General features: G+C 40.1%; 21 protein-coding genes and 1 pseudogene. 11 read left to right on the top strand and 11 right to left on the bottom strand.

Features of this window, described 5'->3' with window-relative positions:
* Both FTT91_RS08575 and FTT91_RS08570 read left to right on the top strand, forming a co-directional pair.
* Positions 1 to 118: pseudogene (locus FTT91_RS08575) on the top strand (IS982 family transposase); the annotation flags it as partial.
* A 116-nt stretch (positions 119 to 234) separates the two neighbouring features.
* On the top strand, positions 235 to 966 hold the full coding sequence (locus FTT91_RS08570) for a hypothetical protein (RefSeq protein WP_004973230.1): 732 nt from the start codon (positions 235 to 237) through the stop codon (positions 964 to 966).
* A gap of 114 nt (positions 967 to 1,080) precedes the next feature.
* Here FTT91_RS08570 and FTT91_RS08565 read toward each other — a convergent pair whose 3' ends face one another.
* Positions 1,081 to 2,238: a hypothetical protein gene (locus FTT91_RS08565; RefSeq protein WP_167846056.1), complete on the bottom strand. Its 1,158-nt coding sequence runs from the start codon at positions 2,236 to 2,238 to the stop codon at positions 1,081 to 1,083.
* A 371-nt stretch (positions 2,239 to 2,609) separates the two neighbouring features.
* On the opposite strand from FTT91_RS08565, the gene pepN reads away from it, so the two are divergent.
* Complete coding sequence (gene pepN, locus FTT91_RS08560) at positions 2,610 to 5,219, top strand: aminopeptidase N (RefSeq protein ID WP_180169266.1); 2,610 nt, start codon at positions 2,610 to 2,612, stop codon at positions 5,217 to 5,219.
* 78 nt (positions 5,220 to 5,297) lie between these two features.
* On the opposite strand, the gene FTT91_RS08555 is transcribed toward pepN, so the two are convergent.
* The gene (locus tag FTT91_RS08555; RefSeq protein ID WP_180169265.1) at positions 5,298 to 5,636 is read right to left on the bottom strand and encodes a hypothetical protein; all 339 of its coding nucleotides are present in this window, start codon (positions 5,634 to 5,636) and stop codon (positions 5,298 to 5,300) included.
* Between the two features lie 245 nt (positions 5,637 to 5,881).
* On the opposite strand from FTT91_RS08555, the gene gorA reads away from it, so the two are divergent.
* Together gorA and FTT91_RS08545 are read left to right on the top strand one after the other, a co-directional pair.
* Positions 5,882 to 7,234, top strand: a complete 1,353-nt coding sequence (gorA, locus tag FTT91_RS08550) for a glutathione-disulfide reductase (protein ID WP_180169264.1) — start codon at positions 5,882 to 5,884, stop codon at positions 7,232 to 7,234.
* A 490-nt stretch (positions 7,235 to 7,724) separates the two neighbouring features.
* Positions 7,725 to 7,943, top strand: a complete 219-nt coding sequence (locus FTT91_RS08545) for a hypothetical protein (protein ID WP_004973244.1) — start codon at positions 7,725 to 7,727, stop codon at positions 7,941 to 7,943.
* 159 nt (positions 7,944 to 8,102) lie between these two features.
* Here the strand turns inward: FTT91_RS08545 and FTT91_RS08540 are convergent, their stop codons facing one another.
* Together FTT91_RS08540 and FTT91_RS08535 are read right to left on the bottom strand one after the other, a co-directional pair.
* Positions 8,103 to 8,549, bottom strand: coding sequence for a universal stress protein (locus tag FTT91_RS08540; RefSeq protein ID WP_004973247.1), 447 nt, complete (start codon positions 8,547 to 8,549; stop codon positions 8,103 to 8,105).
* A gap of 50 nt (positions 8,550 to 8,599) precedes the next feature.
* Positions 8,600 to 9,049, bottom strand: a complete 450-nt coding sequence (locus tag FTT91_RS08535; RefSeq protein ID WP_180169263.1) for a universal stress protein — start codon at positions 9,047 to 9,049, stop codon at positions 8,600 to 8,602.
* 315 nt (positions 9,050 to 9,364) lie between these two features.
* Between FTT91_RS08535 and FTT91_RS08530 the strand changes: the two genes are divergently transcribed.
* A complete protein-coding gene (locus tag FTT91_RS08530; protein WP_171525034.1) occupies positions 9,365 to 10,336 on the top strand; it encodes an alpha/beta hydrolase in 972 nt (323 codons plus the stop codon).
* Positions 10,337 to 10,383: 47 nt separating this feature from the next.
* On the opposite strand, the gene FTT91_RS08525 is transcribed toward FTT91_RS08530, so the two are convergent.
* From FTT91_RS08525 to FTT91_RS08510, 4 genes are all read right to left on the bottom strand, one after another.
* Positions 10,384 to 11,559 (bottom strand): benzoate/H(+) symporter BenE family transporter, encoded by a 1,176-nt coding sequence (locus tag FTT91_RS08525; protein ID WP_178318669.1) that lies wholly within the window; start codon positions 11,557 to 11,559, stop codon positions 10,384 to 10,386.
* Between the two features lie 83 nt (positions 11,560 to 11,642).
* Complete coding sequence (gene leuE / locus FTT91_RS08520) at positions 11,643 to 12,305, bottom strand: leucine efflux protein LeuE (RefSeq protein ID WP_004973255.1); 663 nt, start codon at positions 12,303 to 12,305, stop codon at positions 11,643 to 11,645.
* Between the two features lie 96 nt (positions 12,306 to 12,401).
* Entirely contained in the window at positions 12,402 to 13,388 is a 987-nt protein-coding gene (gene tal, locus FTT91_RS08515) for a transaldolase (RefSeq protein WP_136144603.1), read from the bottom strand.
* An 89-nt stretch (positions 13,389 to 13,477) separates the two neighbouring features.
* Complete coding sequence (locus FTT91_RS08510) at positions 13,478 to 14,368, bottom strand: LysR family transcriptional regulator (protein ID WP_004973259.1); 891 nt, start codon at positions 14,366 to 14,368, stop codon at positions 13,478 to 13,480.
* A 107-nt stretch (positions 14,369 to 14,475) separates the two neighbouring features.
* Here FTT91_RS08510 and aceI point away from each other — a divergent pair, with 107 nt between their 5' ends.
* Complete coding sequence (gene aceI / locus FTT91_RS08505) at positions 14,476 to 14,907, top strand: chlorhexidine efflux PACE transporter AceI (protein ID WP_104852103.1); 432 nt, start codon at positions 14,476 to 14,478, stop codon at positions 14,905 to 14,907.
* A gap of 109 nt (positions 14,908 to 15,016) precedes the next feature.
* On the opposite strand, the gene FTT91_RS08500 is transcribed toward aceI, so the two are convergent.
* Positions 15,017 to 16,528: an acetyl-CoA C-acetyltransferase gene (locus tag FTT91_RS08500; RefSeq protein WP_096900885.1), complete on the bottom strand. Its 1,512-nt coding sequence runs from the start codon at positions 16,526 to 16,528 to the stop codon at positions 15,017 to 15,019.
* A gap of 239 nt (positions 16,529 to 16,767) precedes the next feature.
* Here FTT91_RS08500 and FTT91_RS08495 point away from each other — a divergent pair, with 239 nt between their 5' ends.
* From FTT91_RS08495 to dnaX, 4 genes are all read left to right on the top strand, one after another.
* Positions 16,768 to 18,159, top strand: a complete 1,392-nt coding sequence (locus FTT91_RS08495; protein WP_180169262.1) for a 3-oxoacyl-ACP reductase — start codon at positions 16,768 to 16,770, stop codon at positions 18,157 to 18,159.
* Between the two features lie 142 nt (positions 18,160 to 18,301).
* Positions 18,302 to 19,156 carry a MaoC/PaaZ C-terminal domain-containing protein gene (locus tag FTT91_RS08490; RefSeq protein ID WP_180169261.1) on the top strand — a complete coding sequence of 285 codons (855 nt, stop codon included), beginning with the start codon at positions 18,302 to 18,304 and terminating at the stop codon, positions 19,154 to 19,156.
* Positions 19,157 to 19,245: 89 nt separating this feature from the next.
* Positions 19,246 to 20,532, top strand: coding sequence for a serine hydrolase (locus tag FTT91_RS08485; RefSeq protein ID WP_180169260.1), 1,287 nt, complete (start codon positions 19,246 to 19,248; stop codon positions 20,530 to 20,532).
* A gap of 65 nt (positions 20,533 to 20,597) precedes the next feature.
* Positions 20,598 to 22,853 carry a DNA polymerase III subunit gamma/tau gene (gene dnaX, locus FTT91_RS08480; protein ID WP_004973273.1) on the top strand — a complete coding sequence of 752 codons (2,256 nt, stop codon included), beginning with the start codon at positions 20,598 to 20,600 and terminating at the stop codon, positions 22,851 to 22,853.
* A gap of 60 nt (positions 22,854 to 22,913) precedes the next feature.
* Here dnaX and FTT91_RS08475 read toward each other — a convergent pair whose 3' ends face one another.
* Both FTT91_RS08475 and FTT91_RS08470 read right to left on the bottom strand, forming a co-directional pair.
* Positions 22,914 to 23,363 (bottom strand): thioesterase family protein, encoded by a 450-nt coding sequence (locus FTT91_RS08475; protein WP_004973275.1) that lies wholly within the window; start codon positions 23,361 to 23,363, stop codon positions 22,914 to 22,916.
* Positions 23,364 to 23,464: 101 nt separating this feature from the next.
* Positions 23,465 to 24,625: an iron-containing alcohol dehydrogenase gene (locus FTT91_RS08470; RefSeq protein ID WP_180169259.1), complete on the bottom strand. Its 1,161-nt coding sequence runs from the start codon at positions 24,623 to 24,625 to the stop codon at positions 23,465 to 23,467.
* Between the last annotated feature and the right edge of the window lie 62 nt (positions 24,626 to 24,687).

Genomic DNA, 24,687 nt, shown 5'->3' with positions numbered 1-24,687 from the left:
TAAACATCGTTCGATTGCTGGTTTTTTAGCAGGCGTATTTTCTTCACTATGTGCGTATCAACTTTGCCAAAAGAATAAGCCTAAAATTCATGTGATTAAATCTTTGGCTTATCCGTAACTGGGGTTACTATAATGATTGTAAAATTATGTAATTAAAATGTGTCATATTATTAATGCATTGACCAATTAAAAAAATTTTGCGTCTCTCTTTAAATATGAAACTGGGTTGTTTTTATGAATTTAATAGAAACAGTTTTTGACTTTAAAGCGCTTTCAATGCAGCAGCAATCGTATTTTTTTGAAAAAATTTATCAATTCGATCAAAAAATCTTTCCAAATTCGAGTTTAGAAGAATTTAAAGCCTTTGTTTATGACCCCGATGCAATCGCAGTCACGGTTATTCAATATCATGATCGAGATCAAGTGGTTGGGCAAAATGTTATTCCTTTTATTTTGATTCATTATAATGAACAGCCTATGCATGTGGTCAATTCACGAGCGGGTTTTTTGTCTGAATATCAAAAACAAAATTTGACGATTCCAAGTGCAGTCAAAGCCATGTTGAATCGACGCTTAAAAAATCCATTTATTCCATTGTGGTTTGTGATTAGCATTAATCAACCGAAGATTTATTCTTTGTTTGCTTCGCGTTCTAAAAGTTTTTTCCCAAGAGTCGGGAAAACTATGCCTAAGGAATATCATGAAGTTTTGCAGCTTATGGCGGCACGGTATCCTGAAATTCAAAAGCGCGGTGAAGGCGTATATGTGCATGAAACTCATTCTCCAGCACGAAGTTTTGAGCAACTGATGCATTTGAGAATTCCGCAAGATGTACATTCCAATTTCTTTTTGCAGCACGCGCCTGATTATTTTGATGGTTGGGGCATTATGTGTATTTGTAAATTAGACGGTAAAACTTTATCTGAAACGGCACTCAATTTAGCACTAAACAGAAAAGTGGATTAGGTGCTTATCACATCGAAAAACTGTAATCCTCTGTACGTATCCTGTTGACTCTATACTGCAGTAGATGATGAATTTGGGCAGTGATGGGGTGTAACCATCATCTTCACCAAAGTTTTATTGAGTGAAATAATGATCTTGATGTTTGCAGTTGCGACAAAATAAGGACACATAATTTTCTGCGTCATAATCGACAGTCAGTTCATCCGATCCGCAGTGCATACAGCGTTTAAGTGAATAAAATTTAAGTCGTGCTTCAATTTTTCGCCAAGAACGCCACACAGGTTGAAAGAAAATCCTTTCGTCATAACCCAAAAAGCGGAAGAATAAAATTTCGCTCATATAGCTGAAAGGCAAATTAGGCGGGCGTGGCAGGGTAGAGGTCTCCCATTTTTCAGCCACTGACCGTTCTCGGTATTGCTGCACAGTCTTTTTCAGTAAATTGGTATTAATAAAGTTTTCATTACGCGGTTTGAGTGCTTTTTGTTGGTATAAAAATTCCAAAGCAGTTTGCACCAAGTAATAAATTTGCCCAACCGCCAAGATATCTAAAAGTCGGTAGCAAAAGCTCTGAAAACTATGGTTGCCCGCAATTTGTATTCCCCAAGTCCGACAATAAAATTGCATAAACTGCACAATCTCTTGATACAGCAATAAATACAGCGCATCTTTGACTTCATCTGCTGTTTTGAACGGTGTGCCCATACTCAGATTTTCATAAAACCAATAACGTAATTGTTGTGCAATGCTGAATAAGCTTGGTTCAGAATAACCATCTAAACGGACATTGATATAATATTGCTGCGCATTTTCGGCAAAATCTTTGGCAATTAATATTTGCTCTTTTAGCAAATGTTTGATCATGCCGTGCTGGAAAAAATAGTTGGGGGTAATATTTAAATACTTGATTTTTTCCCAATCTATAAATTCTTCATGTGGAATATGTTCCTGTGCATGCTGATCTAAAATACTCAATAAAAATAATTTATCTATAAAACGCAGCTGATTTAATTCGCGTTCAGGTGCATCCTGTTTTTTGAATTTTTGTTGTTCTTGCAAGCGGGTTTCCGCCATGATTTTTTTGCGTTGTTGGGTACAGCTTGCGCAATGACAGTTTTGTTGTTGGCTATTTTGAAAGATGCGATGTTCACAATGACTACATTGGTGAAAATTTAATTCCTGCTCATATTGTTCTGCTTCTACCCAATACATAGATGCCTGACACAAAGGGCATAATGTGCTTTCATCTAATTGTTTTTGCAGAATTTGTAGCATTGTGAAATAGAAGCTCAAGTAAATCGTGATATGTCATTATACATGGCTTGTGTACTGAAAGGTGGAAGCTTCTGTGCTTTTGATCATCATCAAAATTAGCCTGTGTTGGTCGTATTTGAAGTGAAGTTGCATATCAAAATATTAAATTTACGCGTAATAGCAATACAGGTATTGATTTAAACAGTCTGCTTTTATGTTACTTGTACAGGATTAATCCAGATAGGATTGAAAAGCTTGGGTTGAGCGCCCATATAAATCAGCATTGTTGAACAAGACTGAAATAGATTGTGCGCAGACAGATGTTGAAAGTTGTCGTATGATCATTGCAACTTTACAAAAACAAGCGCATCGCCACAAAGAATGAGGACAAGATGAATATTGCAGCAAATCCTATGGTTGAAGCCAGCCAAACTATCTATTTAAAAGACTATCAAAAACCTTCATTCTTGGTAGATGCTGTAGAGCTAGATATTCAAGTCTATGCAGATTACACCCAAGTGGGTGCAACATTGAAAATGCAGCGTCAGACTGCAGGCGATTTGGTGTTATTGGGCCGTGATTTAGAATTGAAATCTATTATTTTGAATGGCACGGAATTATTGGAAAGTGACTATCAATTAGATAGTGAGCAGCTTCGCATTGCAAATGCACCTGATCAAGTCATGTTAGAAACCATCGTGATCATTCATCCTGAAAGCAATACGCAACTTGAAGGCTTATATCAGGCAAGTTCTGATTTATTTGTTACCCAAAACGAGCCTGAAGGTTTCCGTAAAATTACCTTCTATCCTGACCGCCCAGACGTATTGTCGGTATTTACCACACGTGTTGAAGCCGATAAAAAATATCCTGTGTTATTGGCAAACGGCAACTTGTTAGAAACAGGTGAAGCAGGCGAAGGTCGTCATTATGCGATTTGGCAAGACCCGACCAAAAAGCCAAGCTATTTATTTGCTTGTGTGATTGGCGATTTGGCAGTCATGAAAGACCATTATGTGACATCTGAAGGGCGTAATGTTGCACTGGAAATTTATGCAGAAGAAAAAGACATTCCAAAATGCAAAATTGCTATGCAAGCGTTAAAACATTCGATGCGTTGGGATGAAGAACACTATGGTCTGCCGTATGATTTAGATAATTATATGATTGTGGCGACCAGTGCCTTCAATATGGGCGCAATGGAAAATAAAGGTCTGAATATTTTCAATACGTCATGTGTATTGGCCGATGAAGAATACACCACAGATGCCGCAATTATGCGCGTACAGTCCGTGATTGCGCATGAATATTTTCATAACTGGACAGGTAACCGTATTACTTGCCGCGATTGGTTCCAGTTGTGTTTAAAAGAAGGTTTAACGGTGTTCCGTGACCAATCTTTCTCTGAAGATTTACAGTCTGCCGCAGTACAGCGTATTGATGATGTGGCGGTGCTCAAAGCACATCAATTCCCCGAAGATTCTGGCCCGTTATCGCACCCGCCACGTCCAGATCATTTTGTAGAAATTAATAACTTCTATACCGCAACAGTCTATGAAAAAGGTGCGGAAATTAACCGCATGATGTCGACTTTACTCGGTAAAGAAAAATTCCGTAAAGGTAGTGATGAATATTTCCGTCGTCATGATGGACAAGCAGTCACGGTTGAAGATTGGGTCAATGCTTTAAGCGCAGGTTCAGGTGTTGATTTATCTAATTTCCTGACTTGGTACAATCAACCAGGCACACCAAAGCTTGAAGTGCAGGGCGAATACGATGCGGCTGCGCAGGTTTATCGTTTAAATTTAAAACAAAGTCTGAAAAGCAATGCCAAATATCCAAACTTAAAAGCATTGCCTATTCCTGTTGCATTGGCATTGTTCAATGCAGAAACAGGCGAGCAATATATTTTGCAGTCTGAAGCTTTGGTTGAAAACTCAGTAAAAGATGGTGTGTATTTGTTTGATCAGGCACAAGCAAGTATTGAATTTAGCGGTATAACTGCGCATCCCGTTGTTTCTTTATTGCGTAATTTTTCTGCACCTGTGAATTTAGAATTTAACTATTCTAATGATGAATTGGCATTTTTAATGCAGCACGAAACCAATGGCTTTAACCAGTGGCAGGCGACTCAGACTCTATTGGAACGTATTTTATTGGAAGAACATGCAGCAGATACTTATTTGCAAGCCATGAAAAATACAGTACCTGCTTTAATTGAAAAAGATCCTTTGTTGGCATCACGTATTTTTGATGTACCTTCTGAAGGCTATTTGGGCAGCCGTATTGATCAAAATTATCAACCTGAAAAAATTCAGCAACAACGCAATGCGCTGTTAGATACATTGGCGCGCGAACTTGGTGCATTCTGCAAAGAAACCTATTTAAGCCTTGATCCAGACATGCAGCAAGATTTCTCTCAGGCAATGGGTGTACGTGCTTTAAAGAATATCATGTTGGCGTTAATGGCACGTCAGGGCGATGCCAAAGCGTTTGAGCTGGCACAGCAGCAATACCATACCACTCGAAATATGTCTGAGCGTTTAGGGGCATTGCGTGTCTTGGTGTGGAATGATGCACCGCAAGCCAAAGCTGCTTTGGAAGATTTTTATACACGTTTTAAAGATGAAGCTTTAGCACTTGATCAATGGTTTATGGTTCAAGCTTCACATCCAAAAGCGACAGCTGAAACCATTCAGGCTTTAACTGCACATCCTGATTATGATTTGGGTACACCTAACCGTATTCGTTCAGTCAGTGGTGGTTTAAATAGCAACCCTGTGAATACATGGAGTTTTGGTGTTCAGCATTTTATTGACTTAGCCAAGTATTTAGATGAGAAAAACCCAATTGTAGGTTCGCGTTTATTGCAGGTGTTGTCGCGTTGGTACACTTTGGCAGAGCCACAACGTAACCAAGTGCAAGCAGCGTTGCTAAATTTGCAGTCTGTGGTGAAATCTAAAAACGTGGTTGAAACCCTAAATAGTATGTTAGAGGTTTAAGTTAAAAAACTAAAAGCCATTTCATCAATTCGTTGAAATGGCTTTTTTGTGGCTGGAATATATTAAAAATAATCTAGCTTAGTCACAGCGAATTTGATATTCATTTTTATAGTTGGTGTAAGTTTCATTTAATTCAGCAAGTAATTTTTTCTCGTTATATTGCCGATCTTCAGGTTTAGAATTTTTAAGTACAATTGGCATATATTCATGTTTGTAAATCTGCGTATATTCTTCACAAATAATATGTTTGCGCTCATCTGCAGAATAGTTATCTAAATCGCGAAGCAAGATTTCATTCATTTTGGTATTGATGAGATCGAGTTCATCAAACAAGCTTGGGGCTTGATCTGACGGTTGGGATGGGGAACAGCCGAAAGTGATAAAGCTACATATCAGAACGTAAACCCACTGCTTCACATTGACCCCAATGATAAAAAATCAAATTTATATTATAGCCTTAAAAGCGTAAAATTTAAGTGAATAGTCAGTTTTATTGGCAGTGAAATCAATTGAATGACAGTGTGTCGATTTTGTGTATTTAGACAATATGGCTGACTTGGGAAATGCAGTTTTATGTGTTAGTTTTGATGAAAATGAATGTTTTTCTGCGCTGAATTTCTGCAGATGAGTATCTAAAAAATCACGAAAAATTGAGGCATGAAATGGCTAAACATTATGACTATTTGGTAATTGGGGCAGGAAGTGGTGGTATTGCTTCGGCCAATCGCGCGGCGCAATATGGTAAAAAATGTGCATTAATTGAAGTTGCAGATTTGGGCGGGACTTGTGTCAATGTGGGGTGTGTGCCTAAAAAAGTGATGTGGTATTCTGCGCAAATCGCCGATGCTATTCAAAAATACGGCCCAGATTATGGTTTTAATACTGAATTAAAATCGCATGATTGGAATACGTTAATTCAAAATCGTCAAGCTTATATTCAGCGTATCCATGCATCGTATCAATCAGGTTTAGCTAAAAACAATGTTGATGTGATTCAGGGCTTTGCTCGTTTTGTAAATGAAAAAACAGTTGAAGTAAATCAGCAGCAATACACTGCAGATCACATTTTAATAGCCACAGGAACTGAGCCAACACGTCCAGATATTGAAGGGGCAGAGCTAGGAATTGATTCAAACGGTTTCTTTGAATTGCAACAATTACCAAAACGCACGGCAATTGTCGGTTCGGGTTATATTGCCGTAGAGTTAGCAGGTGTTTTAAATGGGTTGGGTTCAGAAGTTGGATTGTTTATTCGTAAACAATTGCCGCTGCGTAGTTTAGATCAATTTTTAGGTGAAACATTACTTGAATGTATGCGTGATGAACATATCCAAGTGCATACGCAAGCCATTCCAAAGAAAGTCACTCGCCAAGCGGATCAGTCTTTGTTATTACATCTTGAAGATGGTTCACAGCATGAGGTCGATTGTCTGATTTGGGCAGTTGGACGTAAACCAAATACACAAGCATTGAACTTGGCTGCTGCAAATGTGCAGATTGATGAAAAAGGATATATTGTTGTAGATCAATTCCAAAATACCAGCCAAGCAGGTATTTATGCGGTGGGCGATATTATTGGAAAAATTGAGCTGACACCCGTTGCTGTTGCCGCAGGACGTAAATTGTCTGAACGTTTATTCAATCACAAACCTAATGAATATTTAGATTATCAAAATGTTGCCACGGTGGTCTTTAGTCATCCGCCTATTGGTACGGTGGGTTTAAGTGAAGCGCAAGCCATTGAACAGTTTGGGCAAGATCAGGTCAAAGTCTATCAATCTTCTTTTACCTCAATGTACACGGCTGTAACTCAGCATCGTCAAGTGTCTAAAATGAAATTGGTCTGCGTTGGTGATGAACAGAAAGTCGTGGGCGTGCATGGTATTGGCTATGGCATGGATGAAATTTTGCAAGGTTTTGCAGTCGCGGTCAAAATGGGCGCGACCAAGCAAGATTTTGACAATACTGTCGCAATTCATCCAACTGCTGCAGAAGAATTTGTGACTATGCGCTAATGGAGTAGCGTAGTCGCACACAAAGAGTATGGGTTAAAAAAATCCATACTCTTTTTTATTTTTGAAATTTGTAGATAAAAAATCAGAAGATAAACGTCAGAAAGATAAAGTTTGTTATCGTTATTTAGTTAGCCTAATAAGAAACCCACCGAAGTGGGCTTGTGCGATCAAACACCATCCATTGTGTCTGGGGTAGATTATCTCACGAAAATGATTAAGGTTTGATTAAGAAATTTTTGTTTTATTAAGTTTATCTTTACAACTTTGTAGTCCATGCTGCAAAGACTTTAAATCTATGTTATAATATAACTTGTACAATAAAAATATCTCTATTCTCTCGTAGTTATTCATCATCATGCTGTGCTGCATTTATTTTCTATGCACTGCAAATTAAGTGTGATGAATGTTGTTGTATTAAAAACTATGCTCAAAATTTTAATTTGAGCTTGATTTGTAAGTTATAAATGAATTGGTGTAAATATTGAAAAAAATGCAAACAATGCTTGCGAAAGCAGTGAATGGTCGCGAAATTATGGTGTCTTTGGTGGCATCAAAGAAAAAGCAAAATACCCGTGATGGTTTTAAATGGGTCGAAGTCGGAAAACATGTGTTGTTGGAATGTGGTCAGGAAATTGAACTGAATTTAGATGGTCGCAGTTTTTATACCGATACGCATGAAATGTTCCGTTTACCGCATCGGGTTAATTAAGTTTTGGTCTGAAATGAATATTCAACCTAGCTAAACTGGATTGCATAATATGTAATTTAGAAAAGCTTTTAAAAGTTTTATCCAGAAAAATCCCGTTCATTGGCGAACGGGATTTTTTTATTTTATCTTTTACTGTGGCAGAGCACAGTTGGTAATGAATTAAACCTTAACAATCAAAACAGGAACAGGAGACTGAGTCAGTACGTTTTGGGCAACGCTACCGAGCATCATCTTTTTCACTCCAGTACGGCCATGCGAACCCATAATAATCAGGTCAGCACCAATTTCATTGGCAATTTGTACAATCCCTTCAGAGGCTGCAACACCGCGGATAATTTTGGTATCTACCGAAATACCTTCACGGCTAAAGGATTGCTGAATTTCAGCCAAACGATTTTGTGCATTTTGTTCAGCCTGCATGAAATAATCGGTAATTGCAGGTGCAACTTTGTAGAAGTCCACGCCTACAAAAGGGTCAACTGCAATTACACTCATAATAGTAACAGGGCAATTTAGATCTTTTGCCAATGAAAGTGCTTGTTCGGCTGCAGCATAAGACATAGGTGACTCATCTACTGGAACAAGTAAGTGTTTATAAGTTGTCATGGCAAATCCTTATTAAAAATTTATGATGAAAATATGGCTTAAAATAGTGATTAAGCTTTAACTACAAGCACAGGTAATTCTGTATGACGTAATACTTCTGTGGCAAAGCTACCCAATAATAATTTTTGGAAACCTTTACGACCATGTGAACCCATCACAATCACATCGGCATTTAAGTCTTTCGCAGTTTTGATTACACCTTCAGCAGATACCAAACCCTCAACCACGCGAGTTTCTGCATTTACACCCACTGCTTTCGCAATTTCATCTGCTTCTTTTAATGCCTTTTGTGCATTGGCTGTCGCTTGCACAAAGTATTCTTTCATAATGGCAGATGAATAATTATAGTAAAAGTCAGAATCAGTAAATGGGTCTTCCGCAACAAGGCTAATTAAGGTGAGTTTACTGTTAAATACTTTGGCAATTTCAGCTGCATGTTTGACCGCTGAAAAAGAAATTTGTGAACCATCTACAGGGACTAAAATATTTTGGTACGACATGCGGGTAACTCCAGAAATTATGATTATTCGCCTTACACTTTATTGATAGCATATAGTCTATATAGGTTCAATTTAAAATCTGAAAAAAGATTGATAATTCATTTAATTACCCGCCAAATTTGCTGAAAGAAAAGATAAGCTGAAGATGATGAATTTACTCAACTCAACGGCAAAGCTATACGATAAAATAAGATGCTAAATTTGCAAAAATAAATAGACCTTCATAATTTAATTTTAAATTACTTGGGTTTGAATTGGGCGTATGAATCTTGAGGGAAATGTGGTTTGAAAATAATTTGGATGTTGCTGTGTTTTATGTTGTTAAGTGCTTGTCAAACCACGCAGCAGAACAGTCGAATCATTGCTAGTGCATTTAATCTCACCACAGGCTTGCAGCAGAAAATCATGGATCGCTATGCACCCAAAAATATACAAGTGCAACATGATATTGTGTATGCAACGCAGCCTAATTTGAGTTTTGACTTGTATCAAAACAGTCAATTGCAAGATTTAGCCGCACGCCCGACAATTGTCTGGATTCATGGTGGTGGCTGGATTGCTGGCTCAAAAGCACATGCACGTGGCTATTTTAAATTATTAGCCGCGCAGGGCTTTAATGTAATTGCAGTACAATATCAATTCGCCCCGCATGCAACTTATCCTACTCAGTTGCAACAAATTGATCAGGCTTTAAATTACATCACGCAACATGCAGAAAAGTATCAGCTTAATCCACAACAATTATATTTGGCAGGTGATTCTGCAGGGGCGAATTTAGCTAGCCATTATGCCGCATTATTGAGTAATCCTGCATTTGCACAGCAGTCTAATTTACAACCGACTATTCAGCACAAACAACTTAAAGGGCTGATTTTGCACTGCGGGATTTATGATCTAAAAGCGTTTGTTGAAACTGCGCCAGATGAAATGAATATCGTAGAGTGGGGTGTTTATAATTTGGTGCAGGCTTACACGGGAGATCGGAAACAGGACAGTGAATTTCTGAAGAATATTTCGCCTATTCAACATTTAACGGCAAACTATCCTGCGGTATTTATCAGTGGTGGTAACAAAGACTTTTTAACAGAAACTCAATCTATGCCGATGCTGCATGCTTTACAGCAACAGCAGATTCCTGTGACGACAGCATTTTATCCAGATACAAAAGCATGGTTAATTCACGAATATCAATTTTTTATGCACCAAAAAGAAAGCCAGCAAACTTTTGCTAAAACAGTAGAATTTATCCGAAGCACAGCAGACCCTAATGTATCGCGCATACAATAAATCAATACGATGCTTCAGAAAAAGTGTTTTTTAACTGCTTAAGTTATTTAGCTTTTGCTTTGTTTAAACTTTAAAACTGCCAAAACCACACAACCAAAAATCAGTCCCCAAAATGCAGAACCAATACCAAAAAACTGCACCCCAGAAGCACTAAATAAAAAGGTCAATAAAGCGGCTTCACGCTCTGCAACGTGCTGAAAGGCGAGGGCGATGTTGTGTCCAATAGTGCCAAGCAGTGCAATTCCTGCCAAAGCAGTAATAAAAACAGCTGGGAATGACATCAACAAACTGGTGAGCGTTGCAGCAAAGATCCCCATCAAGATATAAAACAAACCGCAGCTAATTCCCGCAATATAGCGCTTACTGGCATCGGGATGCGATTGATCATCTAAGCTAATCGCAGCACTGATGGATGCGATATTGACACTAAAACATCCAAATGGTGCAAAAATAGCTTGTGCTGTGCCTGTCCAACCAATTAAGTGACGTACATTTGGGTTAAAACCATAGCTTTTGATCATGGCAAGACCGGGTAAATATTGCGATGCCATATTAATGACAAACAAAGGCAGGGCTAAACCTAAAATAGCAGACCAACTTAATTCAGGTTGCATCCAAACTGGTTGTGCAATACTCCATTGCACACTCGGCATTTGAAATTGCAAGAAGATTGGGCATAGTGCGACCCCAATCAATACAGTTAAAACAATGCTATAACGCGGGCTAAATCGTTTTGCCAATACATAGGCTGCCAATAAAGACAAAATAAATGCCCATGCTTCTTGCAGACTGGTAAATAGGGCAATCCCAAATTTAAGCAGCACACCTGCCAACATGGCGCTGGTTAAGCTTTGTGGAATATAAGTCAGTACCTTTTCAAAAATACCCAAAAAGCCAAGCACTGCTGTGAGTACGCCACAAAACAAAAATGCGCCAATTGCTTCGTGTAAGCTATAACCGCTGCCCGTGGCGATAATCAGTGCCAAGCCTGCGGTAGACCATGAGGTCGCCACAGGATATTTAAATTTCCAAGATAAAATCAGCCCGCTTAGACCAATACCTAAACCCAACGCCCAAAACCAAGAGCTGATTTGCTCAGCACTTGCGCCTAAAATTTGTGCTGCCTGAATGACTAAAACCGCGGAAACACTAATACCGACCAAGAAGGTAATAAAACCTGCAAATACTGCAGGCACAGAGAAGTCATTTAAAAGTTTTTGCATGCTTTCTTAGACATATTTTCTATAATTTATGAACAGATCATACACATTTGAACAAATAGTCAAAAGTGTTTTTTATACTTTTTTTATAGCGTTGAGCTTGCCAGTCTAAAGCCAAAACCGCAGAACAAAATACCAATGCTTGCAACGCAAATGGCTGCAATTTTATAGCGTTGATTGAAATAACTGGCTAATTTGACTCCTGAAAAAATCAAGATAGATAAATAACCCATGCTAATGATTTGTAGGACGATGGCTAAAACAGCAAAGCTCAGCATCGGGTAGGTGTAATCAGGATTGACGAATTGCACAAAAAAAGACAAATAAAACAAAATTGCTTTTGGGTTAATAACGCTAATCATTAAAGCAGTTCGGTAGGGATGAACCCGTTCAGTTGTATTGCTCGTTGCTGTTGTAGAAAGATTGGCGTGCGAAGTTCTGGTTTGTGGAAACCATGTTTTATAGGCTGCAATCAGTAGTTTAATACCTAAATAGCCTAAGTAGAGCGCACCAACTACTTTTAATAAGGTGAATAGCCATGGAAAAGCATGCAATAATGAGGCTGCCCCTAAAATGGTGCACACAATTAAAATCAGATCACCCGTAAATACACCGAAAGCAGCTGCATAGCCTGTGCGTATCCCAAAGCGTGAAGCCACTGACATGACATAGAGTGAGTTTGGGCCAGGCAAGAGCACAATTAAGGTTGTGCCAATTATAAAAGTGCTGAGGTCACTAATACCAAACACGCAAACTCACCTAAATAAAAACCGATGTTGCAGTATAACAACATCGGTTTTGTGGCTTAGTAAAAATTTTGGAATTTTACTGGGATAGGTTAAAGCTTAAGCTTTAATCTCTGCATCTAAGCCGAAAGACTGGCGTAATAGGGTGGCAAGTTGCTCACGCGCTTTAATAAAGCCATCAATGCCGCCTTGTAACAATTGGAACGCCATCAAATCTGCCTCAAGTTGCGCTTTGAATTGTTCCTTTTCAATTGCTGCCAGTGGTTCAGCTTGAACTTGAATGCCATTGGTCGATAACGCTGCAGCGACTTCTCGTTCATCAGCTTCAAGTTCTGCCAATAAATTTGGTGCAACGGTCAATAAATCACAACCTGCTAACGCCAAAACCTGATCAATACTGCGGAAACTCGCGCCCATAATTTCAGTTTGTACTTGGTGCTGTTTATAGAATTGATAAATCTTCTTCACCGAAAGTACACCCGGATCTTTCTCTATAGGGTAGTACATGACATTTTCAGCTTTTTTATACCAATCTAAAATACGACCCACAAATGGTGAAATCAACGTCACTTTGGCATCTGCACAAGCATGTGCCTGATGCAAACCAAACAATAAGGTTAAATTGGTGTGAATGCCTTCGGCTTCCAACACTTTCGCCGCTTGAATGCCTTCCCATGTCGATGCAATCTTAATCAAAATGCGGTCTGAATGAACACCATAAGCTTGGTACAGTGCTAAAAGTTCTTTGGCTTTGGCAATGGTCGCATCAGTGTCATAAGACAAAGAAGCATCCACCTCAGTCGAAACACGACCTTCAATCAGCTTTAAAATTTCTACACCAAATTTGACCGTTAAAATATCAATGCTGCGCTCAACCAATAGATCATTTGTATAACCTTCAGCTTTGGCTTGCTCAAATGCAGCTTCAATCAACGCTTTATTTTCAGGTTGATTTGCAGCCGCCGTAATGAGTGATGGGTTGGTGGTCGCATCCAAAGGACGAAACTTTTCAATCGCAGCCAAGTCACTACTATCTGCAACAATGGTGGTTAAGTTTTTTAGTTGATTTAAGGCTGTCTGTGTCATTCGAGATCTAGTTCTTAGGTTATTGCTTATACATTCAGTTATATCACAAACAGCTTTTAACCCAAGTACCAAGTAAGAGGGTTTGTGGATTATTTACCAGTTTTTCTCAGATTTCGGACGTGATTAATCAAAAAATGAGCAGCAGCGCCCAATTGATGTTCTCGGCTCCAGACCAAATCGACAAAATATTCAAATTTTGGGGTGAAATCTAGCAGCTGTAAAATTTTTAATTCGTGTTGTAGTTCAGGATGTTCATTCAGCATTTCCAAGGGCAAGACACCCCAGCCTAAACCCTGCTTAATCATACTGCAGGCAGAATGATGATTATCGGTACGCCAATAGTGCTTAGAAAATAACAACTCGGGTTTAATCTGCCGATCACGGCTCGCCACTACAATTTGCCGATTTTGTAAAATCTGTTCAAAACTGACTTGATCAGATTCAGCCAGCGGTGAATGTCGGGCAGCGACAGGCACTAAAATTTCACGTTTTAATTCCACAAATTGTTCACTGCTTTGTAATTGTTCGCGTTCAAACATAAAGGCCAAGTCCGCTGCTTGAGTCATGAGTAAATGCAGTGCATCTTCTTGTGGCGCAGAGAAAATATTGATCTGCAATTCAGGAAATTGCTGTTCTAGTAACACAATATAATCTGTCCAGCGAGTGTGTAGTAATTCAGACACCACCACAATATTTAAGTGTGCTTCCAGCCCAGAACTGAGCGCAAAAGCATGTTGTTTCCATTGCTTCATTTCTATGAGCAGTTGTTTGCTTTTTTCGTAAAGACTCTGCGCTTGTGGGGTAGGCAAAGGTTCACGCCCAATCCGTTCAAACAGTTTTAGGTCTAAATCAATTTCTAAATTAGCAATGGACATACTAATTGCCGAAGGCACCTTGCCCAATTGGCGTGCAGCTGCAGAAAAAGAACCCGTTTCCATGACGGTGATAAAAATAATCAGCTGATCTTGATTGATATTCATGGCTGAGCATTCGTTTCACTTTTCAATATTATTGATGGATTCTAACTCGATTGGTCAATTAAATGAAAATAAAATAAGCGGGGAAGGATAAGTATTTGAGTAAGCAGATGTTGATTTCCAAAAGAAGATGGGTACATGCCCTGAGTTATGAAGTGATTTTATTGGTCATCATTGCTTTGGCATTAAGTTATGTGTTTGAAATGCCAATGCAAGTGACAGGTGGTCTAGGCATTGCGATGGCGGTGACATCGGTGCTGTGGAATATGTTTTTCAATCACTATTTTGAAAAGTTTGAAGCGCAACACCAATTACGCAGAACTTTTAAAATCCGCGTTTTACATGCAATCGGTTTTGAAGGTGGCTTAATGCTCGCCACTATTCCCATGGTGGCGTATGCCTTAGAAATATCCCTGCTGCAGGCAATTTTGATTGATTTGCTGATGACGCTCAGCATTTTGCTCTATACCTTTATTTTTCAATATTGTTATGACCATATTGAAGCGAAACTGGGTTATGCCCCGCAACATTCAGTCAGATAAAACGCTAGTGGCTAATTAAAAGTGAGCTGCTATAAATTAAGCGCTATAAAAAAGCCACCTGAGCGAATCAAGTGGCTTTTATTGCTATCTAAATTGGAACTAGGCAGAATTATTTTTCAATAATGGCTGTTACACCTTGACCGCCTGCTGCACAGATTGACACCAATACGCGACCTGAACCTTTTTGATTCAGAAGTTTCGCCGCAGTGGCAAGAATACGTCCGCCTGTTGCTGCAAATGGGTGACCTGCTGCCAAAGATGAACCTTTGACGTTCAGCTTGCTACGATCAATTGATCCTAAAGGTGCATCTAAACCTAAACGCTCTTTACAGAAGTTCGGATCTTCCCATGCTTTTAAGGTCGACAAGACTTGTGAAGCAAATGCTTCGTGAATTTCGTAATAGTCGAAGTCTTGTAATGTTAAACCAGCACGTTCAAGCATACGTGGGACAGCGTATGCAGGCGCCATCAACAAACCTTCTTTTTTACCTACAAAATCAACTGCGGCAGTTTCTTGGAAAGTCAAATATGCCAAGACTTCATGACCATTGGCTTTTGCCCATTCTTCAGAGGCAAGTAATACGCAAGATGCACCATCAGTCAGTGGGGTAGAGTTACCTGCAGTCATAGTGCGCGCGTCGCCTTTACCAAAAGCAGGTTTTAACTTCGCTAGTTTTTCTACAGTAGAATCTGCACGTAAGTTATTGTCACGTTCTAAACCTAAAAATGGCGTGATGAGATCATCAAAGAAACCTTCGTCATAGGCAGCTGCCATTTTTTGGTGAGATGAAGCTGCTAACTCATCCTGCGCTTCACGAGAGATGCCCCATTCCAACGTAGTAATGGCTTGGTGGTCGCCCATTGATAAACCTGTGCGTGGTTCACCGTTACGTGGCGCATCCATTAAATCTTTAATATTGATTTTGGTTAATGCTTTTAAGCGGTCTTTACCTGTCTTTGCAATATTCAATTCGAGCAATGCTTTACGCAAACCATCACCAAAAGCGATTGGTGCGTCAGAAGTCGTATCTACACCGCCTGCAACACCAACCTCGATTTGACCAAGTGCAATTTTATTCGCAACTAAAAAAGCAGCCTGCAAGCCAGTACCACATGCTTGTTGTATATCGTAAGCTGGTGTTTCAGGAGCAAGGGCAGTATTGAGTACGCACTCACGAGTCATGTTAAAGTCACGGCTGTGTTTGAGCACTGCACCTGCAACAACTTCACCCAAACGCTGACCTTGTAAGTTGAATCGTTCAACAAGACCATTTAATGCTGCTGTAAACATATCTGTATTAGATGCAGTAAAGTAAGCGCCATTAGAACGTGCGAATGGAATACGGTTACCACCGATAATAGCAACGCGGCGAACAGTGTTTTGGCTCATAATTTTATCCTGTTGAACAGAGGTATTGGTATTAGATGGTGCTTTTGTTTGCGTTGAAGCAGTTGTTTTAGCACGGCTAGTCGTGCGGGTACGTGTAGTTTTTGTCGTACTCGTGTTGGAACGGGTTGCAGTGTTGCTACTTTTGCTTGTACGTTTAGCAGTTGATGTATTTGACACAGAATCCGTTGCAGAATTTTCCACTGCTGGATTTTCTTGAGTTGTTTTGCTCATAAGGCTTTTCCAAGCATGTTAAGGGTCTACTTGATGCGTACATTAGCACAATAGTATGACAGCTGAATTGACTACAATGACATTGCAGAATGCATTCAGGTCAAGACATCTGATAATTAACTCAAGTATGATTTAGCACAAACGGGTAACGCTATTGAAATGTGGGCATTTGGCATCATATTGATGTTAAAAGATATCGTGTAATCCATCAAAAAATGAATTTATGAGAGATAATAATCATGACTGATCAATACCAAACATTTGCAAAATCTCCTATTGGTAAATTTGTCATTAAAAATTTGGGTTTACCATCCCCAACTTTTTTAGATCGTTTCGAGTCTGCAACACCAGTGGTAAAAGGTGCAGTACTTTTAGGTGCAGCCCCTGCAAGTGATTTATCTGCTGAAATTGCACAGGTTTTAGCCAATGTACATGCCAATAGTTATGCAGGCAACAATGCAGAATTGCAACAAGCTGCGGCAAAAGTAGGTTTAAATTTAGGTGCGTTCAATTCGGGCGATAAAGAATCTAAATTTAAAGTGGTGGTGTTTGATGCTTCAGGTATTGAAAACTCAGAACAATTAAAAGCGCTTTATGATTTCTTTAACCCAATCGCACGCCAAATTCAGGCTTCTGGTCGCGTGGTGGTGATTGGTACTACACCAGAAACTGCAGGCAGTGTGAAAAAAGCCATTGCACAACGCGCTTTGGAAGGTTTTGTAAAATCGGTAGGCAAAGAATTTAAAAAAGGCATTGCGGCTAACTTAATTTATGTCGATCAAGGTGCTGCAGCAAACTTAGAATCTACGTTACGTTTTGCAATTTCACCACGTTCTGCTTATGTGTCAGGTCAGGTGATTCGTGTGTCGAGTGCTGCAACTGTAGATGTAGATTGGGCAAAACCATTGGCAGGTAAAACTGCAGTGGTGACAGGTGCAAGCCGTGGTATTGGTGAAGCGATTGCGCATGTGTTGGCACGTGATGGTGCACACGTTATTTGCCTAGACGTTCCACAACAACAAGCAGATTTAGACCGTGTTGCCGCTGAAATCGGTGGTTCAACACTAGCAATTGACATTACTGCTGCAGATGCAGGCGAGAAAATTAAAACAGCTGCCGCTGCGCAAGGTGGTTTGGATATTATTGTGCATAATGCGGGGATTACCCGTGACAAAACTTTGGCAAATATGAAACCAGAGCTTTGGGATTTAGTCATTAACATCAACTTGTCTGCAATTGAGCGTGTGAACGATTACTTATTGGCAAATGATGGTTTAAATGCCAATGGTCGTATCGTTTGCGTATCTTCAATTTCAGGTATTGCAGGCAACTTGGGTCAAACCAACTATGCAGCATCTAAAGCTGGCGTGATTGGTGTCGTGAAATTTACCGCACCTGTTTTAAACAACGGTATCACCATTAATGCGGTTGCACCGGGCTTTATTGAAACGCAAATGACTGCTGCAATTCCTTTTGCCATTCGTGAAGCAGGTCGTCGTATGAACTCTATGAGTCAGGGTGGTTTACCTGTAGACGTTGCAGAAACCATTGCTTACTTTGCTTCATCGGCATCGACAGGTATTAATGGTAACGTGGTACGTGTTTGTGGTCAAAGCTTGTTAGGGGCTTAACACCTTCAAAGTTCTCTCCCTTGGGGAGAGGATTTAGGAGAGGGAGATAAGGGGATAGATTATTAACCCTTCTCTCTAGCTTTCTCCCAGCGGGAGAAAGAACTCCATTAAATAAATTAGAAAAACTTCTCAAAGGTTCAGTATGAATACTCGCCATTTTAGTCAACTTCCAAAACCCTATTTAGCCTATCCAAAAGTGATTCAGGGCTTAATTTTTAAAAAGCCAAAAGGTGAAAAAGTTCTGCCGCAAGTTGAATATGTGGTGGATTCATTCAAGGTCGATCAAAAGCACTTAAAAGCCTATAATGCAGTGACAGGTTTTAAAAATAACGGCTATATTCCTGCAATTTATTTGGCTGTATTGTCACAAAGTCTGCAAATGCACATGATGACCCAAGAAGCATTTCCATTTGCAATTTTGGGCTTGGTGCATATTCGCAACCAAGTCAAACAAAGCCGTAAAGTTGGATTGAATGAACAACTGACCTTGTCGTGTAAATTTGGTGAATTGCAACCACATGATAAAGGCGTACAGTTTGATTTTATTACCACTGTTAAAGTAGGCAATGAGGTGGTGATTGAAGGTTTGACCACGTATTTAGCACGTCAAAAAACCACCACTAAAGCTGCTGCAAAGCCTGCAGAAAGCAAAGCGCTAAACTATGCCGTTCAAGCTGAATGGGATATTTCTGAAAATACAGGTCGCCGTTATGCTTTAACGTCTGGCGATTTTAACTTAATTCATATCCACGCGATTACTGCAAAAGCATTTGGCTTTAAACAAGCGATTGCGCACGGCATGTGGAGCAAAGCCAAAGCCTTATCTAGTTTAACTTTGCCAGATGCTTATGAAGTCGATGTGTGGTTTAAGTTACCTATGTATTTGCCATCTAAAGTTGAGTTTTTAACTGCAACGGACGCTAAAAATACAGACTTTTTAATTCGAAACAGTAAAAACCAAAAACCGCATGTGACAGGTGTTGTCACCGCGCTTTAATTCAGTGATCGAAAGCCTAAATCCTTTGGATTTAGGCTTTTTATTTGCGCTAGCTTTTTATTAATAATAAAAACGAGATAGACAGGACGATGCAACATTTAAAGGATTATATTTTTGCTGAAACTGAAAATTATCGTGGATGGGTTGCGCCTGAATTTCATGATTTAGCGATGCAATTTAGCCGTTTGCAAAATGCACGTAGCCAACAGGGCGGGGCTGCTTTAGCGGTGTACTTTCAAGGTCAGAAAGTCGTCGATATTTACACAGGCAAAAAGTCGCCAGATGAAGACTGGCAAGCCGATACGTTATCGGTATGTTATTCCACAGGCAAAGGTGTATTAGCGACACTGGCACATATTTTGGTCAGTCAAGGACTGGTCGATTACGATACTCCCATTTATATATACTGGCCTGAATTCGCCAAAAATGGCAAAGCAACGATGACCTTAAGGCATGTGCTGAGTCATCAAAGTGGTTTATATGACATCCGTAATATCATTGCCGATGCGACTGAAATGGCAGATTGGTCGCACATGCTGGATGTGTTGGCTCAAGCCAAGCCACGTTTTGATGTAGCAAGTGAGGCAGCGTATCAACCTTTAACTTTTGGCTGGCTGGTCGGTGGGATTTTAGAAAAAGCTACAGGTCAAACATTGGCTGAACTGATGCAGCAATACTTGGTTGAACCTTTGGCTTTGGATGGGGCTTATTTTGGTGTGCCTGCATCTGAGCTTTCGCGTGTCGCACGACCATTTAAAACTGCTGTGACATCAGTGCAAACAGATTCATCACCCACAAATAAACAGACAGCTAAAGTTCAAAACCAAGCTAAATCGAGCAAACGTCCTGTATCAATATTCGATAAAGTCATTGCATGGAGTGGGCAAAATCCGCAAGACTTTCAGGATGGCATGATTCCCAAAGGCATGAAAAATTTTAGTTTTTTTAGTGATACTGGTTTGCAAGCTGTGATTCCTGCTGCCAATGGTGTATTTACTGCCCAAAGTTTGGCACGTATTTATGCCATGTTGGCGCAGGGTGGATCATGGCAAGGTCAGCAATTGATTCAGCCTGAAGTTTTTCAGCAATTGAGCCAAGTACAATATGTACAGCGTGATCGGGTTATGCCTATCCCGATGCATTGGCGATTAGGCTATCACCGTGTATTAAGTTTGGGTAAGCGCTCTCACGGTTTTGGACACATGGGTTTTAATGGTTCAGGCGCGTGGTGTGATCCTGACCGTCAACTCAGTTTTGCCTATACCCATAATTTTGCTGCAGGTTCTTTAATTGGTGATTATCGACTTTGGGGACTGAGTCAGGAAGCCATTCGCTGTGCAGATCGGCAATTGCAAGGGCGTAAAGGCTGGTTTTAGGCGTGATTGTACGTTCACTCTTTGCCAAAAAAACAGTATGCTTAGACCTGTAAAAAGGAGCATTCATGTATCAGGTACTTGCGCGTAAATATCGTCCTCGTAATTTTAATGAATTGGTGGGACAAAACCATGTATCACGGGCATTGACCAGTGCTTTGGAACGTGGGCGTTTGCACCATGCTTATCTTTTTACGGGAACACGTGGTGTAGGTAAAACTACCATTGCGCGTATTTTGGCCAAATGCCTGAACTGTGAAACAGGCGTGACATCTACCCCATGTGAAGTGTGTCCGACCTGTACTGCGGTCAATGAAGGTCGTTTTATTGATTTAATCGAAATTGATGCGGCGTCACGTACTAAGGTTGAAGACACACGTGAGTTGCTCGATAACGTACCTTATGCACCGACTCAGGGACGTTTTAAGGTTTATCTGATTGACGAAGTGCACATGCTGTCTACGCATTCGTTCAATGCTTTGCTAAAAACTTTGGAAGAACCGCCTGAGCACGTGAAGTTTCTGTTTGCGACCACAGACCCACAAAAACTCCCTATTACTGTGATTTCGCGCTGTTTGCAATTTACTTTGCGTCCATTGCAGGTCGATGAAATTACCAGTCATTTAACGGATATTTTAGCCAAAGAACAGATTGTTGCAGAGCAAGATGCAATTTGGCAGATTGCTGAATCTGCGCAAGGTTCTTTGCGTGATGCGATGTCTTTGACAGACCAAGCCATTGCTTATGGTCAGGGTGAAATTCATCATCAAGATGTTAAAGACATGCTGGGCTTGATTGATCGCACCATTATCTATGATTTGATTTTAGCGATTCATCAAAACCAACAGCAGCGTGTGAGTCAGTTGTTATTACAATTTAGACAGCAAGCTTTAGATGTGTCTTTGGTGTTGGATCAGTTAATTTCGACACTGCATGAATTGGCAATCATGCAATATCTGCCAGATTTAAACCTAAAATACAGTGCTGAAATTAATCAAAAAATTCAGCAGCTTGCGGGTCTGATCTCTGCACAAGATTTACAGTTGTATTATCAAATTGCTTGTAAAGGACGCGCCGATTTACAAATTGCCGTAACCCAAGAACAAGGCTTTGAAATGTGTGTACTGCGTTTACTGGCATTTCGACCTTTGCAAGCCAATGAAGTGTTGGTTGCTGCGCCACAAAATACTGCACAAACAGCGGCTTCCCAGCCAGTTGCTCAAATGGAGCAAACTCCACAAGCTGTGGCAACTCAAAATACAGCACAAGCGGAACAGCATGTAACTGAATTAGATGCGGTTGCAACACCTGATCTTGATGGATTTGACTATGAGGATGACGATTATTCAGATCACACCACGACACAAACCAGTGTTGCAGAACCTTCTTCAGATGATTTTTTAGATGAGGATGAGCCTGAAGCTTTAACACATCAAGATCAACAGTCGATTCAAGCGCAACAACCGACTCCGCAAGCGCTACACTCAACAGCTGCGATTTCACCAGAATCTATGTCAGAACCTGCAGTGAATGAAGAAACTGCAATACAGGCTGAGGATAAGCAATCTGAATCTATCGTGTTTGATCCAAATGCAGATGCACAATTGTTTGGTTTAGATGAAGATGCCTCATCGGTAAGCACTACATCTGATGTGCAAAGTCATGATGATTTTTTACTGGAAAGTTTTGATGCCGTTGCACCGTTAGGTGATCTTGCTGCATCAGCCGAAACATCGCTAGTTTCATCTACACTACAATCGAATAATGCTTCACCGTCAATTACACAAAATGTAAGTAATGCAGAAACCGCTTTATTTGATTTAGCAGCGACTGAAGTCGAACCGAATGTTGCCAGTGCGACAGCACAACCGCAGCAAACCATAGCATCTAATGCCGATGATCAATTAATGCCGCAGGATATTCTGCGTTTACAGCCGCAAGTTTTAGAAGGTGAGTGGACTTTAGACAAGTGGGAATATTGGTTTAGACACAGCGAGTTGTCACCTGCAGTGCAAGAATTGGCGCAGCATGGCGTAATGACGGGGCAGATTAATGCTGAATCGGTTTTTCATATTCCTGAGCAATATCAGCAGTTATTGACTCAACTGCAACATGCTTTAGAAAGTGCTTTAAAAGAACAGTGGAGTAAAACTCTGTTTAAAGTGCAATATGAAAATGTGGATGACACGACACCGTACATTTTGCAGCAACAGCGCAAACAACGCGCTTATCAACGGGCTGAAAATTTATTGCATCAAGAGCCGATTGTGAAAGATATTTTGCAAAACTTTGATGGCGAATTACATAACATTCAGTTGAAATAACCTGTTGTTAGCTTTTGTTTGCAGAATTTTAAGGCTGGGTCAAACGAGCCTTATTTTTTGCTAAGCGCAAGCTGAATCTGTGCTTTTATATGGCTGTAATGCTTCGCGGATGGAGTCAGGAATCGGGCAGTTTTGGCGTGTAATTCGATCTACAAATACATGCACCACTTGTCCTTGTGCAGCGGCAAGATTTTGATTGTTTTTAAAAATTGCCAAATCATAAATTAAGGATGAGTTTCCAATTTTTTGAATAGCAACACCTACTTCAATCATTTCAGGATAGGACAATTCCTGCAAAAAATGACAGGTGGAATTGACCACTAAACCAATACAGGGTGATCGTTTGGGTTCAAAGCCTGCTTTTTGCATCAGTAGGGCATTGGCTGCGCTGTCAAAATAGCTGTAATAAGTGACATTATTGACATGTCCATACATATCGTTGTCTGCCCAGCGAGTTTGGATGGGAAAGAAAAAAGCGTATTGCTCACGGGTTTTGGTGTCAGGTTTCACAAGTTTACCTATATTTTTATCGACGTGGTGTCATGCTTTAATGGGTGGAAATCATCCCAAATAAATGTAGAAAGTTAAATACAGAACGTTAAGCGTAAATGTTAGGCATAAATGGCTTGGTAAATCTGTAACGCATCCTGCATTTGCATTGCTCTCGGGTTGTTTTGCAATAAACGGCTTTGCAGCATCGCATCTTCTGCCAGTTGTGGCAGCATGTTTTCTGCTATGCCTAGGGCATTGAGTTTTAACACCAAGCCACTTTGATCTAAATGATTTTGTAAATGATCAATAAACAAATCACATAATCCATCTGTGCAGCCTTTACTGCGTGGGTCTAACCAACACATCAGTTCTGCATAATACTGTTTGGCTGCAGGCGCATTAAATTTTAAAACTTCGGTTAGTACCAATGCATTGCTATGCCCATGTGAAATATGGAAATGTCCGCCTAAAGGATAGGCAAGCGCATGTACCGCAGCCACAGGAGCATTGGCAAAGGCTTGTCCTGCCAGCATTGAACCAAACAGCATGTTTTGCCGTGCTTGCATATTGCTGCCATCTTCAAGCACTAATTTTAAGTTTTGATCAAGTAAACGCAGCGCATGTTTTGCCAGAAAATCTGAATACGCATTTTTTTTGATTTTAGAAGTATAGGCTTCAATGGCATGTACCATCGCATCTATACCTGTGGCTGCGGTAATCTGTGCAGGTAGATGACGGGTAAAATTGGCATCTAAAATGGCAACATCGGCATATAAAATAGGAGAAACAATGCCTGTTTTACTGGTTGCACCTGTGGTGACAATGGAAATAGGTGTGACTTCTGAACCTGTGCCTGCTGTAGTGGAAACTAGAATGAGCGGTAAACGTGGTGCTTTCGCATTGCCGACACCGTACAAGTCTGACAGTTGTTGAGTTTGTGCAGGATGACTCAGCACGGCAATAATTTTGGCGACATCCATCGCACTACCCCCACCAAAACCTAATACAACATCAATATTTTGCTGTTTGGCAAAATCAACTGCTTCTAACACAATCTGTTCTGCGGGGTCGGCTTGCACATTCGAGTAAATGGCATAGTCCAGTTGCAGTTGCATTAAAATTTCTAAAATAGGTTGATGTAATTGTTGTTGTAAAATGCCAGCATCGGTGACCAATAACAAACGCTTATAATTTTTTTCGGTTAAAACCGTTTTTAGTTTAGAAATTGAACCCAATCCAGAAATAATGTTGCCAACTGTTTGAAATTGAAAATGCTGCATCGTCTTTATTCCTAATTTTTATACTTAATTCAACATTATTGTAGGGTCACGATATAGGATTC

This window comes from Acinetobacter sp. YH12021, from assembly GCF_013420145.1.
GTDB classification, from domain to species: Bacteria; Pseudomonadota; Gammaproteobacteria; order Pseudomonadales; family Moraxellaceae; genus Acinetobacter; species Acinetobacter towneri.
The sequence above is the reverse complement of the archived record's forward strand: the minus strand, read 5'-3'. Positions and strand labels throughout refer to the sequence as shown.